General features: G+C 46.3%; 13 protein-coding genes. 3 read left to right on the top strand and 10 right to left on the bottom strand.

Annotation, left to right across the window (positions count from 1 at the left end):
- Positions 1 to 71: 71 nt before the first annotated feature.
- The 6 genes from ACEW9O_RS17415 to ACEW9O_RS17390 form a co-directional block, all read right to left on the bottom strand.
- The gene (locus ACEW9O_RS17415; RefSeq protein WP_373551462.1) at positions 72 to 332 is read right to left on the bottom strand and encodes a hypothetical protein; all 261 of its coding nucleotides are present in this window, start codon (positions 330 to 332) and stop codon (positions 72 to 74) included.
- Positions 333 to 437: 105 nt separating this feature from the next.
- Positions 438 to 1,154: a DUF2071 domain-containing protein gene (locus ACEW9O_RS17410; protein WP_373551461.1), complete on the bottom strand. Its 717-nt coding sequence runs from the start codon at positions 1,152 to 1,154 to the stop codon at positions 438 to 440.
- A gap of 132 nt (positions 1,155 to 1,286) precedes the next feature.
- Complete coding sequence (locus ACEW9O_RS17405) at positions 1,287 to 3,821, bottom strand: DUF5686 family protein (protein ID WP_373551460.1); 2,535 nt, start codon at positions 3,819 to 3,821, stop codon at positions 1,287 to 1,289.
- Positions 3,822 to 3,900: 79 nt separating this feature from the next.
- Positions 3,901 to 7,110 carry an AAA family ATPase gene (locus ACEW9O_RS17400; protein ID WP_373551459.1) on the bottom strand — a complete coding sequence of 1,070 codons (3,210 nt, stop codon included), beginning with the start codon at positions 7,108 to 7,110 and terminating at the stop codon, positions 3,901 to 3,903.
- A 295-nt stretch (positions 7,111 to 7,405) separates the two neighbouring features.
- A complete protein-coding gene (locus ACEW9O_RS17395; RefSeq protein WP_373551458.1) occupies positions 7,406 to 8,737 on the bottom strand; it encodes a Gfo/Idh/MocA family protein in 1,332 nt (443 codons plus the stop codon).
- Positions 8,738 to 8,909: 172 nt separating this feature from the next.
- Complete coding sequence (locus ACEW9O_RS17390) at positions 8,910 to 9,854, bottom strand: formylglycine-generating enzyme family protein (RefSeq protein ID WP_373551457.1); 945 nt, start codon at positions 9,852 to 9,854, stop codon at positions 8,910 to 8,912.
- A gap of 260 nt (positions 9,855 to 10,114) precedes the next feature.
- On the opposite strand from ACEW9O_RS17390, the gene ACEW9O_RS17385 reads away from it, so the two are divergent.
- Together ACEW9O_RS17385 and ACEW9O_RS17380 are read left to right on the top strand one after the other, a co-directional pair.
- A complete protein-coding gene (locus ACEW9O_RS17385; RefSeq protein ID WP_373551456.1) occupies positions 10,115 to 11,737 on the top strand; it encodes a CotH kinase family protein in 1,623 nt (540 codons plus the stop codon).
- A 1-nt stretch (position 11,738) separates the two neighbouring features.
- The gene (locus ACEW9O_RS17380) at positions 11,739 to 13,292 is read left to right on the top strand and encodes a CotH kinase family protein (protein WP_373551455.1); all 1,554 of its coding nucleotides are present in this window, start codon (positions 11,739 to 11,741) and stop codon (positions 13,290 to 13,292) included.
- A 131-nt stretch (positions 13,293 to 13,423) separates the two neighbouring features.
- Here the strand turns inward: ACEW9O_RS17380 and ACEW9O_RS17375 are convergent, their stop codons facing one another.
- From ACEW9O_RS17375 to ACEW9O_RS17360, 4 genes are all read right to left on the bottom strand, one after another.
- Complete coding sequence (locus ACEW9O_RS17375; RefSeq protein ID WP_373551454.1) at positions 13,424 to 13,966, bottom strand: NUDIX domain-containing protein; 543 nt, start codon at positions 13,964 to 13,966, stop codon at positions 13,424 to 13,426.
- Positions 13,967 to 14,042: 76 nt separating this feature from the next.
- Positions 14,043 to 14,303, bottom strand: a complete 261-nt coding sequence (secG, locus tag ACEW9O_RS17370; protein WP_013767738.1) for a preprotein translocase subunit SecG — start codon at positions 14,301 to 14,303, stop codon at positions 14,043 to 14,045.
- The gene (locus tag ACEW9O_RS17365) at positions 14,300 to 15,319 is read right to left on the bottom strand and encodes a hypothetical protein (protein ID WP_373551453.1); all 1,020 of its coding nucleotides are present in this window, start codon (positions 15,317 to 15,319) and stop codon (positions 14,300 to 14,302) included. The genes secG and ACEW9O_RS17365 overlap by 4 nt, the downstream gene beginning before the upstream one ends.
- A gap of 123 nt (positions 15,320 to 15,442) precedes the next feature.
- A complete protein-coding gene (locus ACEW9O_RS17360) occupies positions 15,443 to 16,192 on the bottom strand; it encodes a PEP-CTERM sorting domain-containing protein (RefSeq protein ID WP_373551452.1) in 750 nt (249 codons plus the stop codon).
- A gap of 199 nt (positions 16,193 to 16,391) precedes the next feature.
- Between ACEW9O_RS17360 and ACEW9O_RS17355 the strand changes: the two genes are divergently transcribed.
- Complete coding sequence (locus ACEW9O_RS17355; protein WP_373551451.1) at positions 16,392 to 20,480, top strand: two-component regulator propeller domain-containing protein; 4,089 nt, start codon at positions 16,392 to 16,394, stop codon at positions 20,478 to 20,480.
- Positions 20,481 to 20,771 lie beyond the last annotated feature (291 nt).

Here is a 20,771-nt window from a genome sequence, read left to right as displayed (position 1 = left end):
GAGTAACGCAGCAAAATCAAATAAAGAGTTCAGTCAAAATGTAAATTTATTTTTTCATCGTGCCTAAGGTTCTAATTGGCCTCAGCTTCTTCCCGCCGCTTCAATTCAGCACTAACCTTAGCCCGCATCATATTAACAGGCAATGATGTGGTAATGAGTGCCACCATGACTACGACCAGGACAGTACTTACTTTACCCGTAGAGACAGAATAAAGCATTGCTGCTATGTATACAATGAAGGCTCCAATGTACACTCCTGTGATTATTTTGTAAGTCTTCGCCAATTTTTGCAACTCGGCGGTAGTTTGTTCTTCAATTTTTTTAGCGGCCATGGCAATGGGTTGATTTGTTGAGGAAACTTTAGGCCAAAATACTAGCAAAAAGGAAATAAAATACTTTTTGGGGAAACTTTAGCTGTGGTTAAGATGAGGAGACAATCAGGATTTTGCGATCGATTTTAGCCCAATCCACTCGTGTTCAATGTTTTTCATCAATAAGGCATTGTCAAATTTTACGGAACCTTGGGGGAAAACTTGTTCATTTTCAAAAAAACTGGATTGAACATCCACCACTGCTAATTGATGAACCTTCCAGGCATAGGTTTTGAGTTCAATCCCCTGGAAATTACTGCCGCCGGGTGAATAACCCAAAGCTCCATTTTGAAAAAAGGTGGAAGCACAAGAGAGGTTTTCGAAAATACTTTCCGTAGGCCAGATTTGGGTTTCTTTGGCTTTGATCGACAAGGTCGTGTCATCATCGCTATTGAAGGCTACTTCATAAATTCCAGCTGATTCATTGACTACGAATTGCGCCAAATGGTGCACTCCTGGAAACAAGGTTCCTCCGGCGAAAGCATTTAATTTGGATGAAGTGTCTCTACGAGGGATGTAGACACCTTCTTTCTGTACCCCATTTTCAATCCATTCCACTGCAATGCGATGGGCACCATTTTCTGAAGCTATTCCCAGCTGTTTTGGAAAACCTTTGGGCCGGATTTCCTTTAGTCGGATTAAACAAATACCCGCAATGCCTTTTCCATTGACCAATTTCGCCTTGAAGGGTTTGGGCAAAAAATTGTTCAGTACTTCCTGCTCAACCTGGAAATTGATGAGGATTCTGCGATCGATTGTTCCTTGCAAGGTCGGTATGATCATAACTATATTTAGTAGAGGGGCAAAAATAAGTGTTCATTTTTCCTGAGTCAAAGAATTAGATAAGACACTTAAAATGAACCGTTTACTTATATAATCCTTTGACAAAATGAATTACTTATTTTTTTTCGCCCCTTAGAGGGTGAAATAAAAATTCACCTGATAGGCAAAATTGCGTCGCTCATTTTCCAAACTATAAGGTCCCCAGCGGTAAAAAGCACCTACACCTGCGCTGAACTTTGCTGCTTTCAGGATGGGAATCAACAACAAATTACGCAAATAAACGCCCGTTTCGTAAAAACCTTTGTCCAGGGTTTTGAAATCCACTTCCTGATGCGCCTCGGGATTCATCAAATTTCCCCAGGCGATGTTTTGTGCCAGGGCAATTTCGGGTTGGCTGTATTTGGAATTGATTTTGAGCAGTAGTTTGCCAAAATTGTGTTCAAAAAAGAGGTACGCAAAACGATCCCCGGCGAATTCGTATAGCCCCATTGTTTGAAAAACGTGGTAACTAAAGACGGGGGATCCACCCTCGCGTCGCACACCTGGTGCATTGAACAAATAGGGGTAGGGCACATTGCCCAACATCATTCCACCCATGATGCGGTAGGTGGTTCGGCCCAAAGACTTGGAGGTGCTTTGACCTTCCATGCTCAGGATCAAGCGGGTATAATTGATCGGGTCGAGAACGCCAGTGATTCTCCCTTGGGCCACCTGAAAGTCGAAGACGGGATAAGTAAAGTAATAAATCGTTTCAGTGATGCCGTCTTTGTGCAACCATTCCTTGGGCGCAAAGCGCAGGTTGAAACCCACTTCCTGCATTTGGAACGTGCTATTGGACACACTTTCATCCTGTACAAAAGAGTAGGGATAGGTCGTCTGCCGACTTTCGCGCCGCCAGTAGGGATTGAGTTGCAGGTGCGCGCTGGGGCGGTAGAACAGCTCGGCTCGGAAAGATTCGATGCTGTCCATGCGGTTGCGGATCCAGTTGCGCGGCACAATGCGGCCCAGTAGGGGAGTTTGATCCGAAAGAATGTTGTATGACCCCGGTTCGTTGACGTCACGGCGGTAGGACAAACGCATGCGCAAGTCTTTGTTTTGGCTCAACAGTACCTCCGTTCGCAGCCCATATTTCCAGGCTTCGTCCTTGAGGCCGTAAGCCACATAGCCACGCAGTTGCAACCAGGACCAACCTTTAAAATTGCTGCGCAGCGCCAATCCCAAGCGGTATCCTTCATAACCATTTAGGCCAATCACCTCCCGCAGGGGGATTTCAAATTGACCAATGGGCAACATTCCGGTGTAATAGGCTTTGGCGGTATTGCCCAATGCCCTGAAAAGATTACGTGGTCCCTTCAATTCCGGGATGGAATCCCACATGGAATAGGAGTTTTGCTCCCGCTCGCTGAGGGTGTCCAGGCGCAGGGCTTTCCATTCTTCTTCACTCAATCGTTTGGCGTCCACTTCTTGCTCACGGGTCGCGTAGTTGAACACACTGGCCGGAATTTCTTCATTGACCCTAGGGCCTTTGACCTGGGTGCGGTTGCGGATTTGCAATTCAAAAGAACTGCCCTCGTTGCCGACGGGCATATTGAGCTCAGTTTGCAGGATTTCTGGAAACCAAAATTTACCGTTGAATTTGTATTGCTGCTGTACCCTGAACTGGATGTTGAGGCTGGTATCGGCAGGGCTGGCGATCACATTTTCCATGGCGTAACCATTGGAATTGATGTGCAATACTCCACGCATGCCATCGAAGTTTTTGCCTTTGAAGGGTTGATAAAAAATGACAAAAGTGCTGTCATTACCCTGATAAATCGTGTCCTGAATCCGAAAATCGTAGCGATTAAAAGTGCCGTCGCTGATGGGATTGACAAAATTCAAACTGGCCAGGGTCAGGGACATTACTTCTTTGTAAAAACCAAAGGGTTGGAAATCGCTGGCTGCAAAACCCATGGAAAAATCGCCGGGCAAGGAGGATTTACTGGCAATGATGCGCTCTTTATCCTGGGTAGGTTCTTTGTGGAATACTTCTACAACGGACTCTTTCACCCAGAGGTACATTTTATTCAGGAGTGCATCGCTGATGATGGAGTCGCGGCGGATGGCTTCAGGCGAGCGTTGTTTGGGTTTTTCGCTTTTGTCTTTTTTATCTTTCTTTAGCGACTCTTTAAAACTGCTGAAACTGCCTACCGTGAAAGATGATTTGTTGTAGGAAGTATATTGATAGGTCTTGTATTCTTCGGGATTGTTTTGGGGCCGATTCGCCAATACTTTGCGGATGATGCCCCATGCGGGGTTTTCTTTGGGGCGAATGGTGACTTCGGGCAAACTCAGCACATCTTCACTCAAGGCGATCAACAAAAAAGACCCAGCGTCTTTAAGGGGAACTTCCTTGCTGCTGTAGCCCACATAACTGATGAGCAAAGTAGCTGTGCTGGGCGCGATGATGGAGAAATTCCCATCGAGGTCGGTGGTGGTGCCTTGGGTATTGCCTTTGATGCCTACACTGACAAAAGCGAGCGCTTCCAGGCTTTTGGCATCCTGAATTTTGCCGACATAGGTTTTATTTTGTCCCTCCAGGTTAGATAGGGAAGCCACGAAAATCATTAGGATGGTAAGGGCCTGGACATACTTTCTCCACGCCATCATTTTTAACTCCAATCTCATTGCAATTCTTTTAGATCCAATTCAAATAGGGTGTTCCAGGGTTACGCTAAAACAAATACGAAATTAAGACGCAAAAAGGTCAAAATTGGTTGTCTAAATTCAATTTAAATTGCTGTTCGAGTTGAAAAAGGAGATAGTTGATGTATTGATCTTCGATGATTTGTCGGTTAATCCGCCAAACATTGTCTTTGATTTGTGGAAACTCCAAGGTACGGCGAATGGGCAAACGGCTGAAATAATTTCTCAAATGAATTCCCCGCGGCGGAGTGTTTTTTTGTTCACTGACTTTTATTTCGGCCTGGAACTGTTCCCTGCGTTGAATGTTGTGCCATTTTTGGACTCCTTCTTCGCCACTGAAAAACAATTGCACCGCTGGGCCATTGATTTTAAGGATTAAGCCAACCAGGCGGTCGTTGTACTCAGGGACAAACTGTGCTAAATCTTCCTGTTCGATCAAGAGGTATTGTTCCGATGTTTTACCTTCTTCATTTAGACTAAAATACAAAGATTCACGGAACCAAACTTCAGTGTAGGTCACTTCAAAGTTTTTATCAGCGCAGATTACGGTATAGATTGGCCGCAACTTTTCACAAGCGTCGCCATAAATGCTCAGATAGGCCGTGTTGGCCGAAGGATTGGCTTGCTGATAAATCTCAATTTTGAGGCGGAAAAACTTTTCTTCCCATTGGTCTACCTGTTCCAGTTCTTCTTCGCTGGTCCCTTCACCCAATACCGCCAAACACAGGCGCTGCTCCAGACTTTCCACTTCGCCAACCAGGCTTTCGACCTTGTCTCGAATCTCGATCAACTGCATTTTGCGGATTTCCGCCTGGGCGGAATAAGCCGGGTCTTTGCCCTCTTGTTCTTTGTTTTCTTCCTCCAAGTCATCGTATTCCTGCAACAACAAGGTATACAAATGGCTTTCTTTAAAAGCGATGGCTGAAGCCCGCAAGGCCGAAACCTGATCAGCGGCGTCCTGCAGGTTGAATTCATCGAGTAGTTCTTCCAATGGAGTAGGTTCTGGGTCTACTTCCACCTTTACCTTGCCTTTGCTGCTTTTGACCAGTACTTTGAGTTTATCCGTAGGATCGTGTAAGTTCAGTTGGTTGGCTAGTGGCAGTGCAATCAGTTCCCGGATGGCGCGTTGCAGTTGGCGGCCCCCGTATTTGGGATGAAAACCCTCTTCGGCCAGTTTTTCCAGCGCATTGTCCTGGATGCTCAATTCCAATTTTCGGTAACGGACGCCATCGCGGTTTTTGAACTGCTCCAGTTCCCGGGAAACAATGGCGCGGATGAGTTCTTTGTCCAGGGATTGAAAAGCAATGATTTGATCGATGCGGTTGACCAGTTCTGGGCGAAAATACCGCCGAATGGCTTCCTGATACAATTCCTGGGCCGAGCGGTTGGAATTGCCAAAGCCCAGTTTTGGCCGCATAGAATCTGCCCCGAGGTTGGTGGTCATGATGATGATGGCGCTGCAAAAATCAGCTACCCGACCCCGATTGTCACTGAGGCGTCCTTCCCCGAGTAACTGTAACAAGAGGTCAAAAAAGTTAGAATGTGCCTTCTCAATTTCGTCAAAAAGCAGCACGGAAAAAGGTTGTTTGCGGATGGCTGAAGTCAACAAACCTTCTACGTTGCCAGCTCCCGCCAAGCGAAGCAGTGCACTTGGGTTGCCGTATTCACTCATGTCGAAGCGTACCATGCGGTCTTTGTCTCCAAACATAAAAGTGGTGAGCACCTTGGCCAATTCAGTTTTGCCAACCCCGGTTGGGCCAGCAAAGAGGAAAGTAGCAATGGGTTTATCGGTACGGGCCAGAGCGGTTTTGATGGCAACCATGGCGTCAACCACGGCATCTACCGCCATGTTTTGCCCAAAAACTTGCTGGTTGAAAAAACTGCGTACCTCCATGGGCACGAGGGGGATAGCCGGATCTACAACCATCGGTGGCATGCCACTTTCTGCGCAAAAATAACGAATCACCTCATTCCGATCGATGATCGTGAAATCGTTAGGGGTGCCTTGGGTTTTGGTCATGCGCAGGGTCATGCCTTCCAAAAAACGGATGGGTTTGCCCGGCATACCAGCGTAAGGCATGAAGCGACGATGCAAACGAATGACCTCGCTCACGGCTTCCTCGGAAATAAGTACGTTGGCCTGCTCGGACAGGGCTTTTATTTTGTCCAGAATGATTTGTTCCATGTGCTCGCCCCGCGGTTCCTGCATCTGCAAGACCTGGAAATAAGCGGGGTAGCCCGGGGAGTTGAGTTCAATACGGGCAAATTGATCGCCGCTACATTCGGCAATCATGCGAATTTGACCCTGACTGAGGTAGGGGACCAAAAAATCAGCAATGCTGGAATCGTTGCCCTGGTATTGGCCCACTTCAAAAAGATCCATCAGGTTGCGGAGGTAAAGCACGTGCGGGGTATTGGCGATCTCTTTGAGCAATTCGGAAAAGTTGAACTCCCAGCCACGATCCTGCGATAATTCTTTGATCAGGGTGGAGGCAGTCGTCTCCCAAATGTGCAACTCACCAGGGTTTTGTAACTCCAATTGGCGGGCAGCTTCCCAAATCAAGGCCGTTTTACCCACTCCCGATGGTCCCACCAGGAGTAAATTATTTGGATAACCGCCTTGCAAAATGCGCAGCACCTGGTTGAGTTCTTTTTCACAACCGTAACTTTCCTGCCGGGCGATGCTGAGTTTGCTGGCTACTTTGTCGAGCCAGACAAATTGGCCTAATTCTTTGGTGGGGCGTTTTTCACCGGGGTCGAGGGCCTCCAGGTTGATTTCTTTTTGGATCAACTCTACCCCTTTGTACCAAATGGTGGAAATGATGTCTTGTACCGAAAGTAAACGTTCCTGCCGGCGAAAGTCGATGCGCACCAGTTCACGAAGGTTTTCTTCTAAATCTTCGGATTGGGTAGTGGAGGTCTCCAGACCCAGGGCGGGTAAAATGGCCCGCCAGGCATGTTCTTGTTGTTGGAAAAAATAATCAAAACTCAAATTAAAGGCAGGTGTACCTGCGCCTGTCGCTCCAGCGGGAAAATCTACTTCTAGGGCAGCGGCATAATAAGTGCTGGGCCGCAGCAAATCCATCAAAGGCAAAAGGGGAGTACTATTGTACAGTTGCTCTTGCAGGGCATGTTGGTATTCTTCGGCTACCTCGCTCAAGGTTTTTCCCAAACGAATGGCCTGAGCATCGGTCATTGGGTTCAGCAAGCTGATGTTGTTGCTGAAATTGAGGCGAAAGGCGAAGAAGGGGATGGAGATTGGAAGCGGCATAAATGGGGTATATGACTAAACTAACTTTTTCAAAAAAGACGAGATTGCTTGCTTCTAGCGCCAACCCCGAAGGGGTGAAATGATTATAGAAAAAATGCACGAAAGCTTCATTGGAACCCCGAAGGGGTGACATTTTTGATTGACTTCCTTCAATTCACAAAAAAATGCCACCCCTTCAGGGTTTTAATCAATTATTCCCTGATGAATTTCTATAATCATTTCACCCCTTCGGGGTTGACGCCAGAACCAAACAACCCTTATATTAAGCTTAGATCGAGAAAAAATTTGGTTCTTCCTAGATCACCACCGATTTGCCTGGCATAGCAATGGGATAAAATCCATCTTTGTCTGGCAGTACTTTCGGCAGCGCATCCCAGGCCAATTTGTCGGGGAACAAACTGATGTTGGAATTCAGTGCTTTGTCCCATTCAACAACTTGACCAGAGTAGGTAGCCATCCGGCCCAAGATCGCGGTCATGGTTGCATGGGCACCATTTTCGGCATCGGCGAATTTGTATTCACCTTTGGCAATGGCAGCAAACAAAACATCGTGCTCGACCTGGTAGGGATCTGGATCATCTTTGCCGCTGATGCGCATGATGTTTTTGCCCGTATGATCCTGGATGATTCCTGGTTTTGGTGCCTTGCCTTTGGTGCCTACAAACGCTTCAGTTACCTTACTTGGGGTACCTGGTTGGTGGCGGCACTGGCTGTACATCATTGAGCCATCAGCATATTCATATTCTACGAAGTGGTGGTCAAAAATCTCACCATATTCTTTACCCGTACGTACCTGGCGGCCACCCATCCCGGAAGCTTTTACCGGATGACCTTTTTTCACCCAGTTGCCCACGTCCAGGTTGTGGATGTGTTGCTCTACGATGTGGTCGCCACAAAGCCAATTGAAGTAGTACCAGTTGCGCATTTGGTACTCCATCTCGGTTTGTTTTTCTTCCCGTTTTTTCACCCAAACACCTTCGTTGTTCCAATACACGCTGCCCATGGTGATGTCACCAATGGCACCTTCGTGCAGTTTTTCAACCCACTGTTGGTAAACGTTTTCGTAGTGGCGTTGCAAACCAACGACCACATTGAGTTTTTTCTGCTTGGCAATTTCGGCGGCTTCTAACACTTTACGAACACCAACTGCATCTGTGGCGACTGGTTTTTCCATAAAGATCTGTTTGCCTGCTGCCACAGCTGCGGTAAAGTGATCAGGGCGGAAACCCGGAGGGGTTGCCAAAATCACCACATCGCACAATGGAATGACCTTTTGAAAGGCATCAAAACCGACAAAACGGCGCTCTTTGGGTACATCCAGCCTGTCAGTTTTTTGCTTGGCCGTCATTGCCTTTTCGATCTGCTTGTAGCTGCTTTCTACCCGATCGGAGAAAGCGTCGCCCATGGCGACCAATTTTACGTTTTGGGAAGTGGAGAGTGCTTGCACTGTGGCGCCAGTGCCACGGCCACCGCAGCCAATCACGCCAACTTTAATGGCATCATCAACACTGTTGAAAGCTTTAGCCCTGAGTAATTCAGGTACTAACAGTAGTCCGCCAGTTACGGCTGCCGAAGTCCTTACGAAACTGCGGCGATCGAAACTCGTCTTTTTGTTTTTTGTACTCATGCTATGTAGCGATTGATGTTTGTAATTATGTAAAGATAGGTAAAGTTGAAATGTTGAAGAGTTGAAATGTTGAAAATAAGTTGACAAGTTTAGAAGTAAATGAGATCAATCGTCTTTTATACTAACCAACTTTCAAACTTCATTTCAACGCTTCAACATTTCAACATTTCAACTAATCCACGATTGCGTCTTTGAAGTAAGTTTCGATCGCCGCCGCCGTAGGCTGTTTGACTGGACGTACCACGCGGAAACCCAACCAGGAAGAATCAGTATTCCACCAGCGGCTTCTAGGAATTTGTGGATCCCTTTTTTGCAAGCTGGGCAAGGATTTTACCCGTTTGGAGCAGGAGCAATCTTCGGGGTTGTCGTCGAAAGAGCCCCCTTTGATGGTATGAGGGTATTTGGCAGTTGGTTTGTGCCAAGGATTAACTGGATTTTTGCTGCTTTCGCCAAAATAGTCGTCCACGTAGGAATCGGCAGTCCATTCGGCTACATTGCCGAGCATGTCAAAAAGGCCCCAAGCGTTGGCTTTTTTCTTGGCAGTTGGGTGGTATTTTTCGGTACTGTTGTCGTAATGCCAGGCATAATCGCCCAGATTGTCTTCGGTTACCCCTTCTGGCTGAGGGCCTTTGGCACCCGCACGGCAAGCGTATTCCCATTCAGCTTCGGTAGGCAAGCGGAAAAATTGCCCAGTTTTTTGGTACAACCACTGGCAGTAACGGAGGGCACCCTGTTGGGTCATCGCCACCGCTGGTACGCCATCCAGGGTACCCATGCCCCAGGTGTAATCCATGTATTGGGGCGTAGGGCGGGTAACGGCATCGGCGCTGTATTTGCCATCTTTCCAGTTGCTGCTGTTGTTGTCGTTTCTGCGGTATTGGAATTGGATGAACTCGTCGTAGGTGACCTCGCGAGTGCCCATCCAGAAAGCACCCAACTGGATATCGAGGCTTTTGCCGTCAGCAGACTGGAGGTTGAGTTGCCCGGCTGGAATGTAACTCAGGCTAAACTCAGCCTTAGCACCAGGAATGGTGACCTTGTTGATTTCACCCACATTTTGGGCGTGTACAATTTGAAATAGACCAAGACTGGCTAAAAAAAGGAAACAATTTTTCATGGTAGCGTAGGATAGAATTTACAGAGGACAGAACGGTTAGCATTTGTATTCAAAAAGTCCAGCTATCCGGCTGCTAAAAACGGATAAAAATTGGAAAATAGTACCATTACACCCCAGCTATTTTTGGCATTTGGTTAAAAAACTATGCCGCTTGATTAACAACTTTCCCTTTTTTTCACGTTAATGCGATAGGAATGCTGATTTCGCGCTTCATAAATTTATTTTGCTAATATTGCAAGGAATTTGATCTCTTAGCCATCATGAACAGAACCTTTACATTTATCATTATTTGGGTTTTGCTGGGTATACTCACTCATTTGTATGCACAATCCAGTACCAACAAGGATTTTTTTGATCCACAGTCCATTCAGGAAATCAACCTCACTTTCAAGGCCAATAACTGGCGCTTCTTGCTGGATTCCCTCCGTTTCAACGGGGATAAAATGCTGGCGGCTGATCTGAAAGTGAACGGCGCTTCACTTGGACGAGTAGGCGTACGCATCCGCGAAAGTGGCGGTTTTCAGCCTGGAAACCAACGCAACAACCTCCACATTCAACTGGATTACGCTTCGGCAAATCAACAATTACAAGGCTATCGCACCCTTCGATTGTCCAGTGCGCTGCGGGACCCGAGTATGGTGCGTGAAGTATTGGCTACCGACATTGCCCGCAAGTTTATGCCTACACCCAAGGCCAATTATGCAAATGTCAGTGTGAATGGCCAATATTATGGCCTGATGGTCAACATGGAGCCCTTTGAAGCACCATTTTTTGAGCGGTATTTTGAGTCCAGTGCGGGTAGTTTTTATTACTGCCCTGCTATTCGGAAAGATACACTCACCAAATCGGGTTGTCTGAACGGTGGTTTTGGTACGCTGCAATTGGAAAAATCGGAATCTTGCTATGGCGACAATTTCGTGGTGGTACAAGGCGCTGGTTTGCGGGATTTGGCCGAATTGTCGCGGGTACTCAATCAGGCACCTGCTCAAATTGAATCAATTCTGGATGTGGATCGCACCTTGTGGATGTTGGCTTTCAACAACGTTGTTATCAATTTGTACAGTTATAGTGGCGGCAAAAGTACCGGTTATTATTTGTACCGGGATGCGGATGGCCGTTTTACACCATTGATAGGTGACTACAATTTTACTTTTGGTTCCTACAAATACACGGGGAGGGGTTCAGATTTGAGCCTCTTGCAATTGCAACAAATGGATCCCATGCTGAATGCTGATAACCCGCTAAAGCCGCTGGTCAATAAACTATTGAGCAATCCACATTACACCAAGGTATACCTGGCGCATCTGCGCTCCATCCTGTTTGCTGAATTGCTGACGGGGACTTATGAAACCAAAGCCAAGCAGTGGCAAGAACTGATCAAAACCTCCCTGCTCAACGATGCCAATAAGGCCTACTCGGGTACGGATTTTGAACGCAGTTTGATTGCCACCATTGGTCGTACCATTCAGGTGCCGGGCATTGTGGAGTTGATGAACGAAAGGGTGCGTTTTCTCAAGCGGCACCCCGCACTGGCCGTACTACCTCCAACGATTTCGGAAGTAAAGGCCAGACACCGCGATAAATACGCCGCCACTGCTTTGGAAGATTTCCAAATCAATACTAAAATTAGTGAGTTTGCCAACAAAGTTATGGTGTATTACCGCTTCGGCCCTCGTGAAGCGTTCAAATCTGCGATGATGTTCGACGATGGTCAGCACCAGGATGAAAAAGCGGGAGACTCCATCTACGGAGTGAGTTTGAAAGCTGGAGGCAACCGCATCGAATACTACATTCAAGCCGAAAATGTTAAAGCCATTGCTTATTCACCCGAACGCTACATGTTCGAGCGGCACGCCGCTACTATGGAAGAAATCAATAAATAACATGAGGTTGAATTTAACGCTCCTTGTTCTGCTTGCATTGCTGCCTTATTGTATCGAAGCGCAGGACATTTACGATCCCAAAAAACTGGTGGAGATCAAATTGTACTTTAAAAATCCAAAGTGGAAAAGCACCATGGATTCTTTGAAGGACGAAAAACAGGAAGAACGCCTGATGGCCGATATGGTACTGAATGGCGTGAAGTATCCTGGCGTAGGTGTACGCTACAAAGGCAATAGTTCCTACGCCAATGCCCGCAAGAGTGGCCAAGTCAAACTTCCGCTCAACATCAAAGTGAACCACACCGATCGCTTGAAAAAATTGCCGGGTGGTTATACTACCTTAAAACTGTCTAACGGTTTTCGGGATCCGAGTATGGTCCGGGAAGTGCTGGCTTACGAAATTGCCCGGAACTATATGCCTGCACCCAAGGCCAATTTTGCCAAGGTGTATGTCAACGATGAACTACTGGGGATTTACACCAATGCAGAGTCGATTGATGGGCCATTTTTAGACCGCTTTTTTGGGGATCACGATGGATCAACCATCAAAGCAGACCCAAACTGGACCGTATCCAAACCACCCAAGTGCCCGGATGGTGACAAGTGTTCCCTCAATTACCTGGGCGAGGATACTCTGTGCTACCGCTACCTGTATGAATACAGTTCGCCGCAAGCTGCGCAAGAACTGATCAAATTGACCCGCACTTTGCAGAACAAACCTACCGACATCCCTCAAATGATGGATGTGGATCAGGCCCTATGGCTGCTGGCTTTCAACAACGTGATGCTCAATTTAGACAGTTACATCGGTGCTTTTTCCCAAAATTATTACCTCTATCTCGACTCCTTGGGCGGCTTTCACCCAGTGATATGGGATTTGAATCTGGCCTTCGGGGGCTTCCGCTTGATGAATGGGAACAAACGTTATAGCAATGAGGACATGCGCAACCTGCACTTGTTTGTCCATTATAAGGAGTCGAATGAAAAACGACCGCTAGTAACCAAACTCCTGGCGAATAACCTCTACCGCAAAATGTACCTGGCGCATTGCCGCACCCTTTACCGCGATTACCTGGAGAATGGATTGTACTTGCAAAGGGCGAAGGAATGGCAGGCTTTCATTGCCCCACACCTGAAGCAAGACAAGTACAAGTTGTATCCTGAAAAAGCTTTCACCAACTCATTAACCGAATCTTTTGACGCGAGTGGCGAGTCGATACCAGGTATTCAGCCTTTGATGGATGGCCGCCGTGATGCGCTGAAAGCGATACCTTATCTGTTTGTGGAAGAGGCGGTAATCAGCAAGGTACAGCACCAAAAAACGGCGAATAAGGTCAAAATCAACATCCAGGCTACGGGTGCCCAGCAGGTCTGGGTGTTTTGGCGTAAAGGCAGTGTCGGTATATTCAAGGAACAAGCCGCCACCAAAACGGCGGAGGGCGTGTATGAACTCGAACTCGATGCAGGGATACACTATTACGTGGTGGCCGAGGGCGAGCGCTCGGCAACAGTATCGCCAGTGAAGGGGGGAATGGAGCTGTATAAGGCAATGTAACGAAAGTGAAGAGTGAAGAGTGATGAGTGAAAAGCAGGTACACCATTGGAGTTCCACCGCTTAATTTTTCACTCTTCACTCTTCACTCTTCACTCTTCACTCTTCACTCTTCACTTTTCACTCTTCACTTTTCACTTTTCACTCTTCATTATCTTCACTTTCATCAGCGCCATCATCGACAATGCATCGGTGATTTCTCCGCGCAGAACCATGTCAATCGCTTCCTGCAAGGGCACTTTTTTGACCTGTAACTCCTCCGTTTCTTCGGGTTCCGCTTCGCCATAGCTCAATCCAGTGGCCAGGTAAGCAATGCCGTATTCGTCGGTGACCGAGTTGGAGGTATGGAAATCGATGATTTGTTCCCAGTGTTCGGCTTGCATGCCTGTTTCTTCTTTTAGCTCCCGTTTGGCCGTCTCCAAAGGGTCGGTGCCTTCAGGGCAACCACCTTCCGGAATTTCCCAGCAATATTGATCGAGGGTATAGCGGTATTGACCAACCAGCCAGGTATAACCTTCGTCATCAATGGGTACAATGCCAATGGCGACATTTTTAAAATGGACCACACCATATATGCCTGGCGTGCCTGCTGGCGTGAGGACTTCGCGGTGGGTGACTTTGATCCAGCGGTTGTCGTACACTTCTTTGATGGAAAGGGTTTTCCAAGGGTTTTCCATTGCTTTGTTTTTGTCAAAAAAAAACGGGCAACAGTTTTCACTATTGCCCGTTTTGGTGCAAATGTATTTGCGAAAATTATTGCGAAAGCAGTTGTTCGCCAGCACCGCCGATGTTGCTTACCATCAAAGATGCTACGATACAAAGGATAAACAAGGCAGCAGCGAGGCCCCAGGTAATCTTTTCCACAATTTCAGTCGACCCAGAGGCACCAAACAGTTGATTGGCCTGGCTTCCGCCAAAAGTTGAGTCGATACCACCACCCTTAGGGTTTTGGATCAAAATGAAAAACATCAACGCGAAACTGACCAGTGCGATGATTATAGTAATGAAAGTCATGTTGATAAACTTTTTTTGATCGATTCAATTTGAGCTGCAAAGAAAGAACTTTTTTCTGGAATTAGCAACATCAAACGTTCATATACTTCAATCGCTTTGTGGTATTGTTTTTGGGCAACCAACAATTGGGCCCAGGTTTCGGAGGCCATACTGTCCCCATCCACGATGCTTTTCCAGGCTTTTTTGTTCACTTCGTTTTTGCTGTCGACGCTGTCGAGGTGTTTGTTTTTCTTGGAATCGTGGTGCTCATCCTGTAATAATTGCTGGATAGAGCTTTGTAAATAAGCGTTTTGGGCGGATTTGCTCCAACTGCTAAATGATTTTTTAGGGGTGGGGAAGATAGGGTTTGGGTGTGAAGGTGTGAGTGTGGGTGTGAGGGGCTCTGGGTCTGGAGTTAGGGATGGAGGTTGAATATCGGAATTGTCATTTAAAGGGGTATCGATATCTACAGAAGTATCGGATGGAGCGCTTGGCGTTGGATTGGCGATGGGGTTCCGGGTAAAATCGAGGGAATCGATTTGTAGGCTGATATCTTCGTCCAAGTCATCGTTAGCACCATCCCAGGATCCATTCCAGGAGGAGTTGAGGCTGGGTTCGGAAGCAGTCGGGATCTCGCTAGAGGGAGGTTCAGGCTCAATGGCCATGGTTTGGCTGGTCGAGGGATCCTCGTAAGTGCCCAGGGCGATTTTTTCAAGATCTGCTTGGACGGCAGTGAGGTCCTTCAGTTCCAGGAAGTCTTCCCCGAGGTGGTAGGCTTCGGCTTTGGGTTCGGCCCGTTTTTCCCGCATCAATTTCAGCCGTTTGAACAATTGCTTGCGGTCGATGGCATATGTAGCGGCCTTGGCAAGGGTTTTTTCGCGGTCGGGATGTTGGTCGAGCTCCGCTTTTTCCTGGAGTAACACTTGCAAGTTGTGACAATAGGGGTATTGCATGACCATGGTACGCAGTTCCTCCATGGGCAATTGGTACAAGTGCGCATATTCCTTTAGCAGACTTGCAAAGCTTTCTGCATTCATGTGTCGAAGTAGTGGTTTTCTAAAAAAAACAACGTTGTAGGGACGATTTTTAAACATCCCTACAACGTGTATTCACATGCAATGTAAACAAAAATTTAACAAAAAACACGAATTAGGTATTGCCTATTTTGACTGTGGTGTAAAGACCACACCCACCCGGTCGTAGTACAGACGGGTCAATCCTTCAAAACCAGAGTCGGTTCCCAGCACAATCCAGCAGGCACCCTGAGCATCGGATTTGACGCTGATGGGCTTGTTGGTGTTCTTGCGATTGATGATGGTGAAGGGTGCTGAACCCGTACCACTGGCAGGTTTGCCGTTGGCAATGTCTCCCAAAACCTTCATGTCCCGGCCACCAGTGGCTTGCTGCCCCTTGTCGATGTTCATGCGGTAGTGGTTGTCCACTGGGTCGAGTACGGCCAAAGGTTCTTTGTCGACCACTCCAGCTTTGAAGTACACACTCTCGCCCGGTGCGCCACCGATGCCCACCGCACCCGTAGGCGCTTCGCTGGCCAGGTCGATGTCAAAATCAACCAGATAAGTGGTGTTGGGCAGAAGTCCAGTCACTTTGCGCTTCACGAACATGAACAAATCGTCACTGCGGTTGTGGCCAATGATCTGTAAGGCACCCACGCGGTTGCCACCTACCTCGGCTGGCAAGGCCGCCCACTTGTAACTCAACTCGTAAATGGAGGAGTCTTGCTGATTGTCCAACTTGGGTAAATCGGCAAAGGCACCCACCCAGCCTTCAGTAGCGCTGGTAAACTCAAATTTGAAGGTGTTTTTGTCGGGGGTGCCGTTGTTGTCGTCTTCACAGGCGAAGGCGAACAGGGCCAGGGCAAATACCCCCAGGAACATTTTGGATAGTCTCATGGTGTAAAACAGTTGGGTAAAACAAAAATGCTTTGTCGAGAGGGATAAGACTGGAGTGGGGGTGGGAGGGTTGGGAGTTTAACGGTTTTTAACAGATGGGGCCACGCGACCAATTGATTCGATTTGAATTTGTATTTTGGAATTTGCAATTTTACAGGATGCTTATGTCAAGTTTGAACGTGTTGCAAAACAATAGTACATGCAAAAAATGTCTACTATTTATCCTAGGTTTTTCGCACTGTTTTTAACGATGCTCGTTCTTTTTTTGCAGCTTATCCCCCAAATCACTTTTGCACAAGAAAAATACATTCGGTTTGAACGCTTGGGTGCTGATCAGAAATTTTCAGCATCTGCTACCACTTGTATTTTTCAGGACTCAAAAGGATTGATTTGGGTTGGGGGGTATGCAGGATTGACCTGCTACGATGGAAAAGAATCGACGGTTTACAATTATGACCCTCGTGATTCTTTTAGCATCAGTGACAATAAAGTATCCTGTATTGCTGAGGATGACAAAACCAATTTGTGGATTAGCACCCAAAATGGGCTGAATTATTTTGAGCGAAAAACGGGGAAATTTTACCATTTCCTGGATAACCCTAAAACTCCACAGGGTATTTTTGAACAGGATATTGCGGCAGTGTTAGTAGATAAAAAAGGGCAGGTTTGGTTGAGAACAGAGCGATTTCAATTGATTAGATATGATCCAAGTGCGAAAAATTTTACCAGATATAGCCATCCCGGCACTAGGAAAAACCAATTCCACGATGAACAAGTGAACGAAATTTATCAGGATAAAAATGGTAAAATCTGGATTGGAACCGATCATGGGTTGAGCTTTTACAAATCTTCGAATGATTCTTTTCAAAAAACCTCCTTTAATTCTAAATTGCTTAATGCCAATGTTTCCGTTTTATCCATTGGTGAAAATTCCCAAGGTGAACTTTGGTTGGGTTCAACAAATGGACTCTTTCGCTTTGATCCCAAAACTGGTAAGCTTAACCGTTATTCATTGGGAAGCCAAAACAGTCCTGAAAATGTGGTTAGGAAAATGATTGTTCTTGAGGACGGTAACCTTTGGCTTGCTGGCCCAGTTGGGTTGGTGTTTTTTCATTCAAAAACGGGCAATTACCAACGTTTTTTACATGATCCTTTTGATCCCAACACCATCAATCAAAATAATATTTTTTGCCTCACGAAAGACAACTCAGGGATAATCTGGATTGGCACCATTTTAGGGGCTTGCAAGTTCAATCCTCTCGCTGATCGATTCCATAAAATTAAAAGCACTTCATTTAGTAGCATCCGAATAGTGGCTGGCTTAAGGTCTTTTCATGAGCTTTCACCGGGTAAGTTGCTGGCCTGGGGGACGAATGGATTGGAGGTGTTGGATTGGCGTACTCAACTGAGAAACCCTTTTCCTTATCGTCCTGATCGCGATCTAACTGATTGGAACACTGGGGTGCATTGTTTTTTTGAAGACGCCCAAAAAAGAATTTGGATGGGAACCCTTGCTGGCGTTTTTGTTTTTGATCCCATCTCGAAAAAATTTGCCCATTACAAACATAACCCAGCAGATGAATTTTCATTGAGTCATGATTACGTCAGAGACATCATTCAGGATAAAGCAGGAAAAATCTGGATCGCGACGTGGAGCAATGGAGTCAACCAGTTTGACGAAAAAAGCCAAAGCTTCAAAAGGTATTTAACTGACGATAAAGTAAATTGTCTCACCCGGAATTTATACAATGATCGCAGCGGAAACTTATGGGTGGGAACTCGGGGTGGTCTAAATAGATACGACCATGAACGGGATCGATTTATTCGCTATCAACACGATTCCTCCGATCCGAACAGCATGAGTGAAAGTACTGCTTTTGACATCTACGAAGACGAACAAAACAACTTTTGGATTGGAACTTACGGTGGTGGGCTCAACAAATTCAATCAAAAAACCAAAAAATTCACCCACTACACTACGCGTAATGGATTGATTGACAATGCTATTTTTAGCGTGCTTCCAGATAAAAAAGGCAATTTATGGCTTTCCACATTTCGGGGCATTGTCAAGTTTAACCCAGCAAGCGAAAAATTCTACAGCTATACCCAAAAAGATGGCCTGCTCAATGAAAGTTACAATGCCTTCAGTTATTACCAAAGCCCTTACACCGGACACTTGTTTTTTGAGGGACTTCACGGATTGGATATTTTTCATCCCGATAGCATTCGCCCAGACCTTGTTTTGCCAAAAATAGTATTCACTGATTTTTTGATTTCCAACAAACCGGTGAACATAAAAAGAGATGATAAACATGCCAATAGTGAATATCAGCTACCTGAATCGATATCAACCATCAAAAAAATTGTACTTCCTTATCGATTCAAGATTTTTGCTTTTAAATACGCGGCAACCCATTATGCCAATCCCGAAAAGAACCAATACGCGTATAAACTGGAAGGTTTTGATGAAGATTGGCAATATGTAGGCAATCAAAGACAGGCTACCTTTACCAACTTGGCACCAGGAAAATATACACTTCGGGTCAAAGCATCCAATGCCGATGGCATCTGGAATGAAAAAGGGAGCTCCATTCAAATTACCATTACTCCGCCTTGGTGGAGTACCTGGTGGGCTTATCTACTCTATTTTTTGACTGTTGTAGCAGCACTTGTCGGTGCTTTTAGGTACCAGCGGGAGCGCTGGCTTTTGCAAGCCAGATTGCAAATGGAACAACGCGAAGCAGAACGGCTTAAAGAGGTAGATACCCTTAAAACCAACTTGTACGCCAACATCACCCACGAATTTCGAACCCCCTTGACCGCAATTTTAGGTGCAAATGACCAAATTCGCATCGACCCCGAAAAATGGCTGGAACCAGGCACAGCAATGATTCGGCGCAATGGCCAACAATTATTGGACTTAATCAATCAAATGCTGGATTTGAGCAAGTTAGAAACAGGCAAGATGAATAGCCATTGGATACAAGGAGACGTAGTAGCTTACCTCCGGTACATTTTTGATTCCTTTCATTCTTTGGCGGCCAACAAAGCATTGGAAATGCATTTTTTGGCCAAAAAAGAATCCGTTGTAATGGACTACGACCCAGAAAAACTCTTGCGGATCATGAATAACTTGTTGGCCAATGCCATCAAATTTACACATCAAGCAGGCCAAATTTATTTGCAGGTAGACCAAGTGTCTGATTTAGGAGGGGCCGTGGAGATCAAACTGCGGGATACTGGCATTGGTATTGCTGAGGATCAGTTGCCTCATATTTTTGATCGCTTTTATCAGGTGGATGATTCTGCTACCCGTGGGGCCGAGGGTACCGGAATTGGCCTGGCACTGGTGCGGGAAATGGTTAAACATTTGCAGGGCACCTTGGTAGTAGAAAGTGAGCCCGGCATGGGCACGGTTTTTACAGTCCAACTTCCGATTCAAAATACTGCCAAATTTTTAGACCCCCCATCTATTTCAAGGCCTGAATTGAGCAATCCTGAGCTTGTGATTGTAGAACAGGAACGATCAGATAATCCTTGGGTGCTGATCATTGAAGACAACCCGGATGTGGTGCAATACCTACAAGCATGTTTGGCCGATCGTTACCAAGTGCTAGTGGCAATTAATGGTGAAGAGGGTATTCAAAAAGCCATTGAAATGGTACCTGATGCCATCATCAGCGATGTGATGATGCCAATTAAGGATGGTTTTTCGGTAACCGCCGAACTCAAGGAGCACGAAATCACCAGCCATATTCCTATCATCTTGCTTACGGCTAAAACGGACGTTGAATCGCGGATTCAAGGTTTGCGCAGAGGAGCAGATGATTACCTCGCCAAGCCATTTCACAAAGAGGAGCTTTTGGTGCGGCTAGAAAACCTGATTGCGACAAGGGCAAAACTGCAAAAACGCTATGCCTCAATTGTCCAATTACCTGAGCCTTCTGAGGACATTAACTTACAAAAAGAAGATGAGTTCATCCAAAAGGTGCGGCAGGTGTTGGAACAATACTATACGGAAGCAGAATTTAAATCGCAGCAATTTCAAAGAGCGATGGGCATGGGTCGAACCCAATTGCACAACAAGCTCAAAGCGCTGACCAACTTGTCGACTACGGAGGTGATCAATCAATTCCGAGTACAGAAGGGCAGAGTGCTGCTTCAAACAACAAGTATGAATGTATCGGAAGTGGCTTATGCGGTGGGGTACAATGGACCGAATTACTTTTCAGATCGGTATCTGGAAGCGTTTGGAGAAAGGCCAAGCGAAGTGATAAATAGAAGATAATCAGTTTTTTATATTCTTTGTAGCAATAATAGAACAATAGAAGTGATTTATTGAACAATAGTGGATATCGATTTTCAAAAGCACTCATACCTTTAGATATGAAAATAAATCAACTTTAACCTAAGCATTACGGGTCCCCCTATAAACGCCCCAATGGTTGGATACAACCGACTAAACCTCAGTCTGGGCCGGTAAGGCCTAAACTACCCCAACTCTGCCTGCCTTCCTCCCTCGTCGACAATGACGGGGTGAGGGAGTGCCATGGCTTCCGGTGCGACAGTAACCTTTATA

It is taken from the genome of Haliscomenobacter sp., from assembly GCF_041740695.1.
Lineage (GTDB): Bacteria > Bacteroidota > Bacteroidia > Chitinophagales > Saprospiraceae > Haliscomenobacter.
The sequence above is the reverse complement of the archived record's forward strand: the minus strand, read 5'-3'. Positions and strand labels throughout refer to the sequence as shown.

Bases quoted from the DNA above. Each gene is read 5' to 3' on its own strand.
- ACEW9O_RS17360 (WP_373551452.1), bottom strand. From the start codon at position 16,192: ATGAGACTATCCAAAATGTTCCTGGGGGTATTTGCCCTGGCCCTGTTC.
- ACEW9O_RS17395 (WP_373551458.1), bottom strand. From the start codon at position 8,737: ATGAGTACAAAAAACAAAAAGACGAGTTTCGATCGCCGCAGTTTCGTA.
- ACEW9O_RS17405 (WP_373551460.1), bottom strand. From the start codon at position 3,821: ATGAGATTGGAGTTAAAAATGATGGCGTGGAGAAAGTATGTCCAGGCC.
- ACEW9O_RS17355 (WP_373551451.1), top strand. From the start codon at position 16,392: ATGCAAAAAATGTCTACTATTTATCCTAGGTTTTTCGCACTGTTTTTA.
- ACEW9O_RS17385 (WP_373551456.1), top strand. From the start codon at position 10,115: ATGAACAGAACCTTTACATTTATCATTATTTGGGTTTTGCTGGGTATA.
- ACEW9O_RS17415 (WP_373551462.1), bottom strand. From the start codon at position 332: ATGGCCGCTAAAAAAATTGAAGAACAAACTACCGCCGAGTTGCAAAAA.
- ACEW9O_RS17365 (WP_373551453.1), bottom strand. From the start codon at position 15,319: ATGAATGCAGAAAGCTTTGCAAGTCTGCTAAAGGAATATGCGCACTTG.
- secG (WP_013767738.1), bottom strand. From the start codon at position 14,303: ATGACTTTCATTACTATAATCATCGCACTGGTCAGTTTCGCGTTGATG.
- ACEW9O_RS17380 (WP_373551455.1), top strand. From the start codon at position 11,739: ATGAGGTTGAATTTAACGCTCCTTGTTCTGCTTGCATTGCTGCCTTAT.
- ACEW9O_RS17400 (WP_373551459.1), bottom strand. From the start codon at position 7,110: ATGCCGCTTCCAATCTCCATCCCCTTCTTCGCCTTTCGCCTCAATTTC.
- ACEW9O_RS17410 (WP_373551461.1), bottom strand. From the start codon at position 1,154: ATGATCATACCGACCTTGCAAGGAACAATCGATCGCAGAATCCTCATC.
- ACEW9O_RS17390 (WP_373551457.1), bottom strand. From the start codon at position 9,854: ATGAAAAATTGTTTCCTTTTTTTAGCCAGTCTTGGTCTATTTCAAATT.
- ACEW9O_RS17375 (WP_373551454.1), bottom strand. From the start codon at position 13,966: ATGGAAAACCCTTGGAAAACCCTTTCCATCAAAGAAGTGTACGACAAC.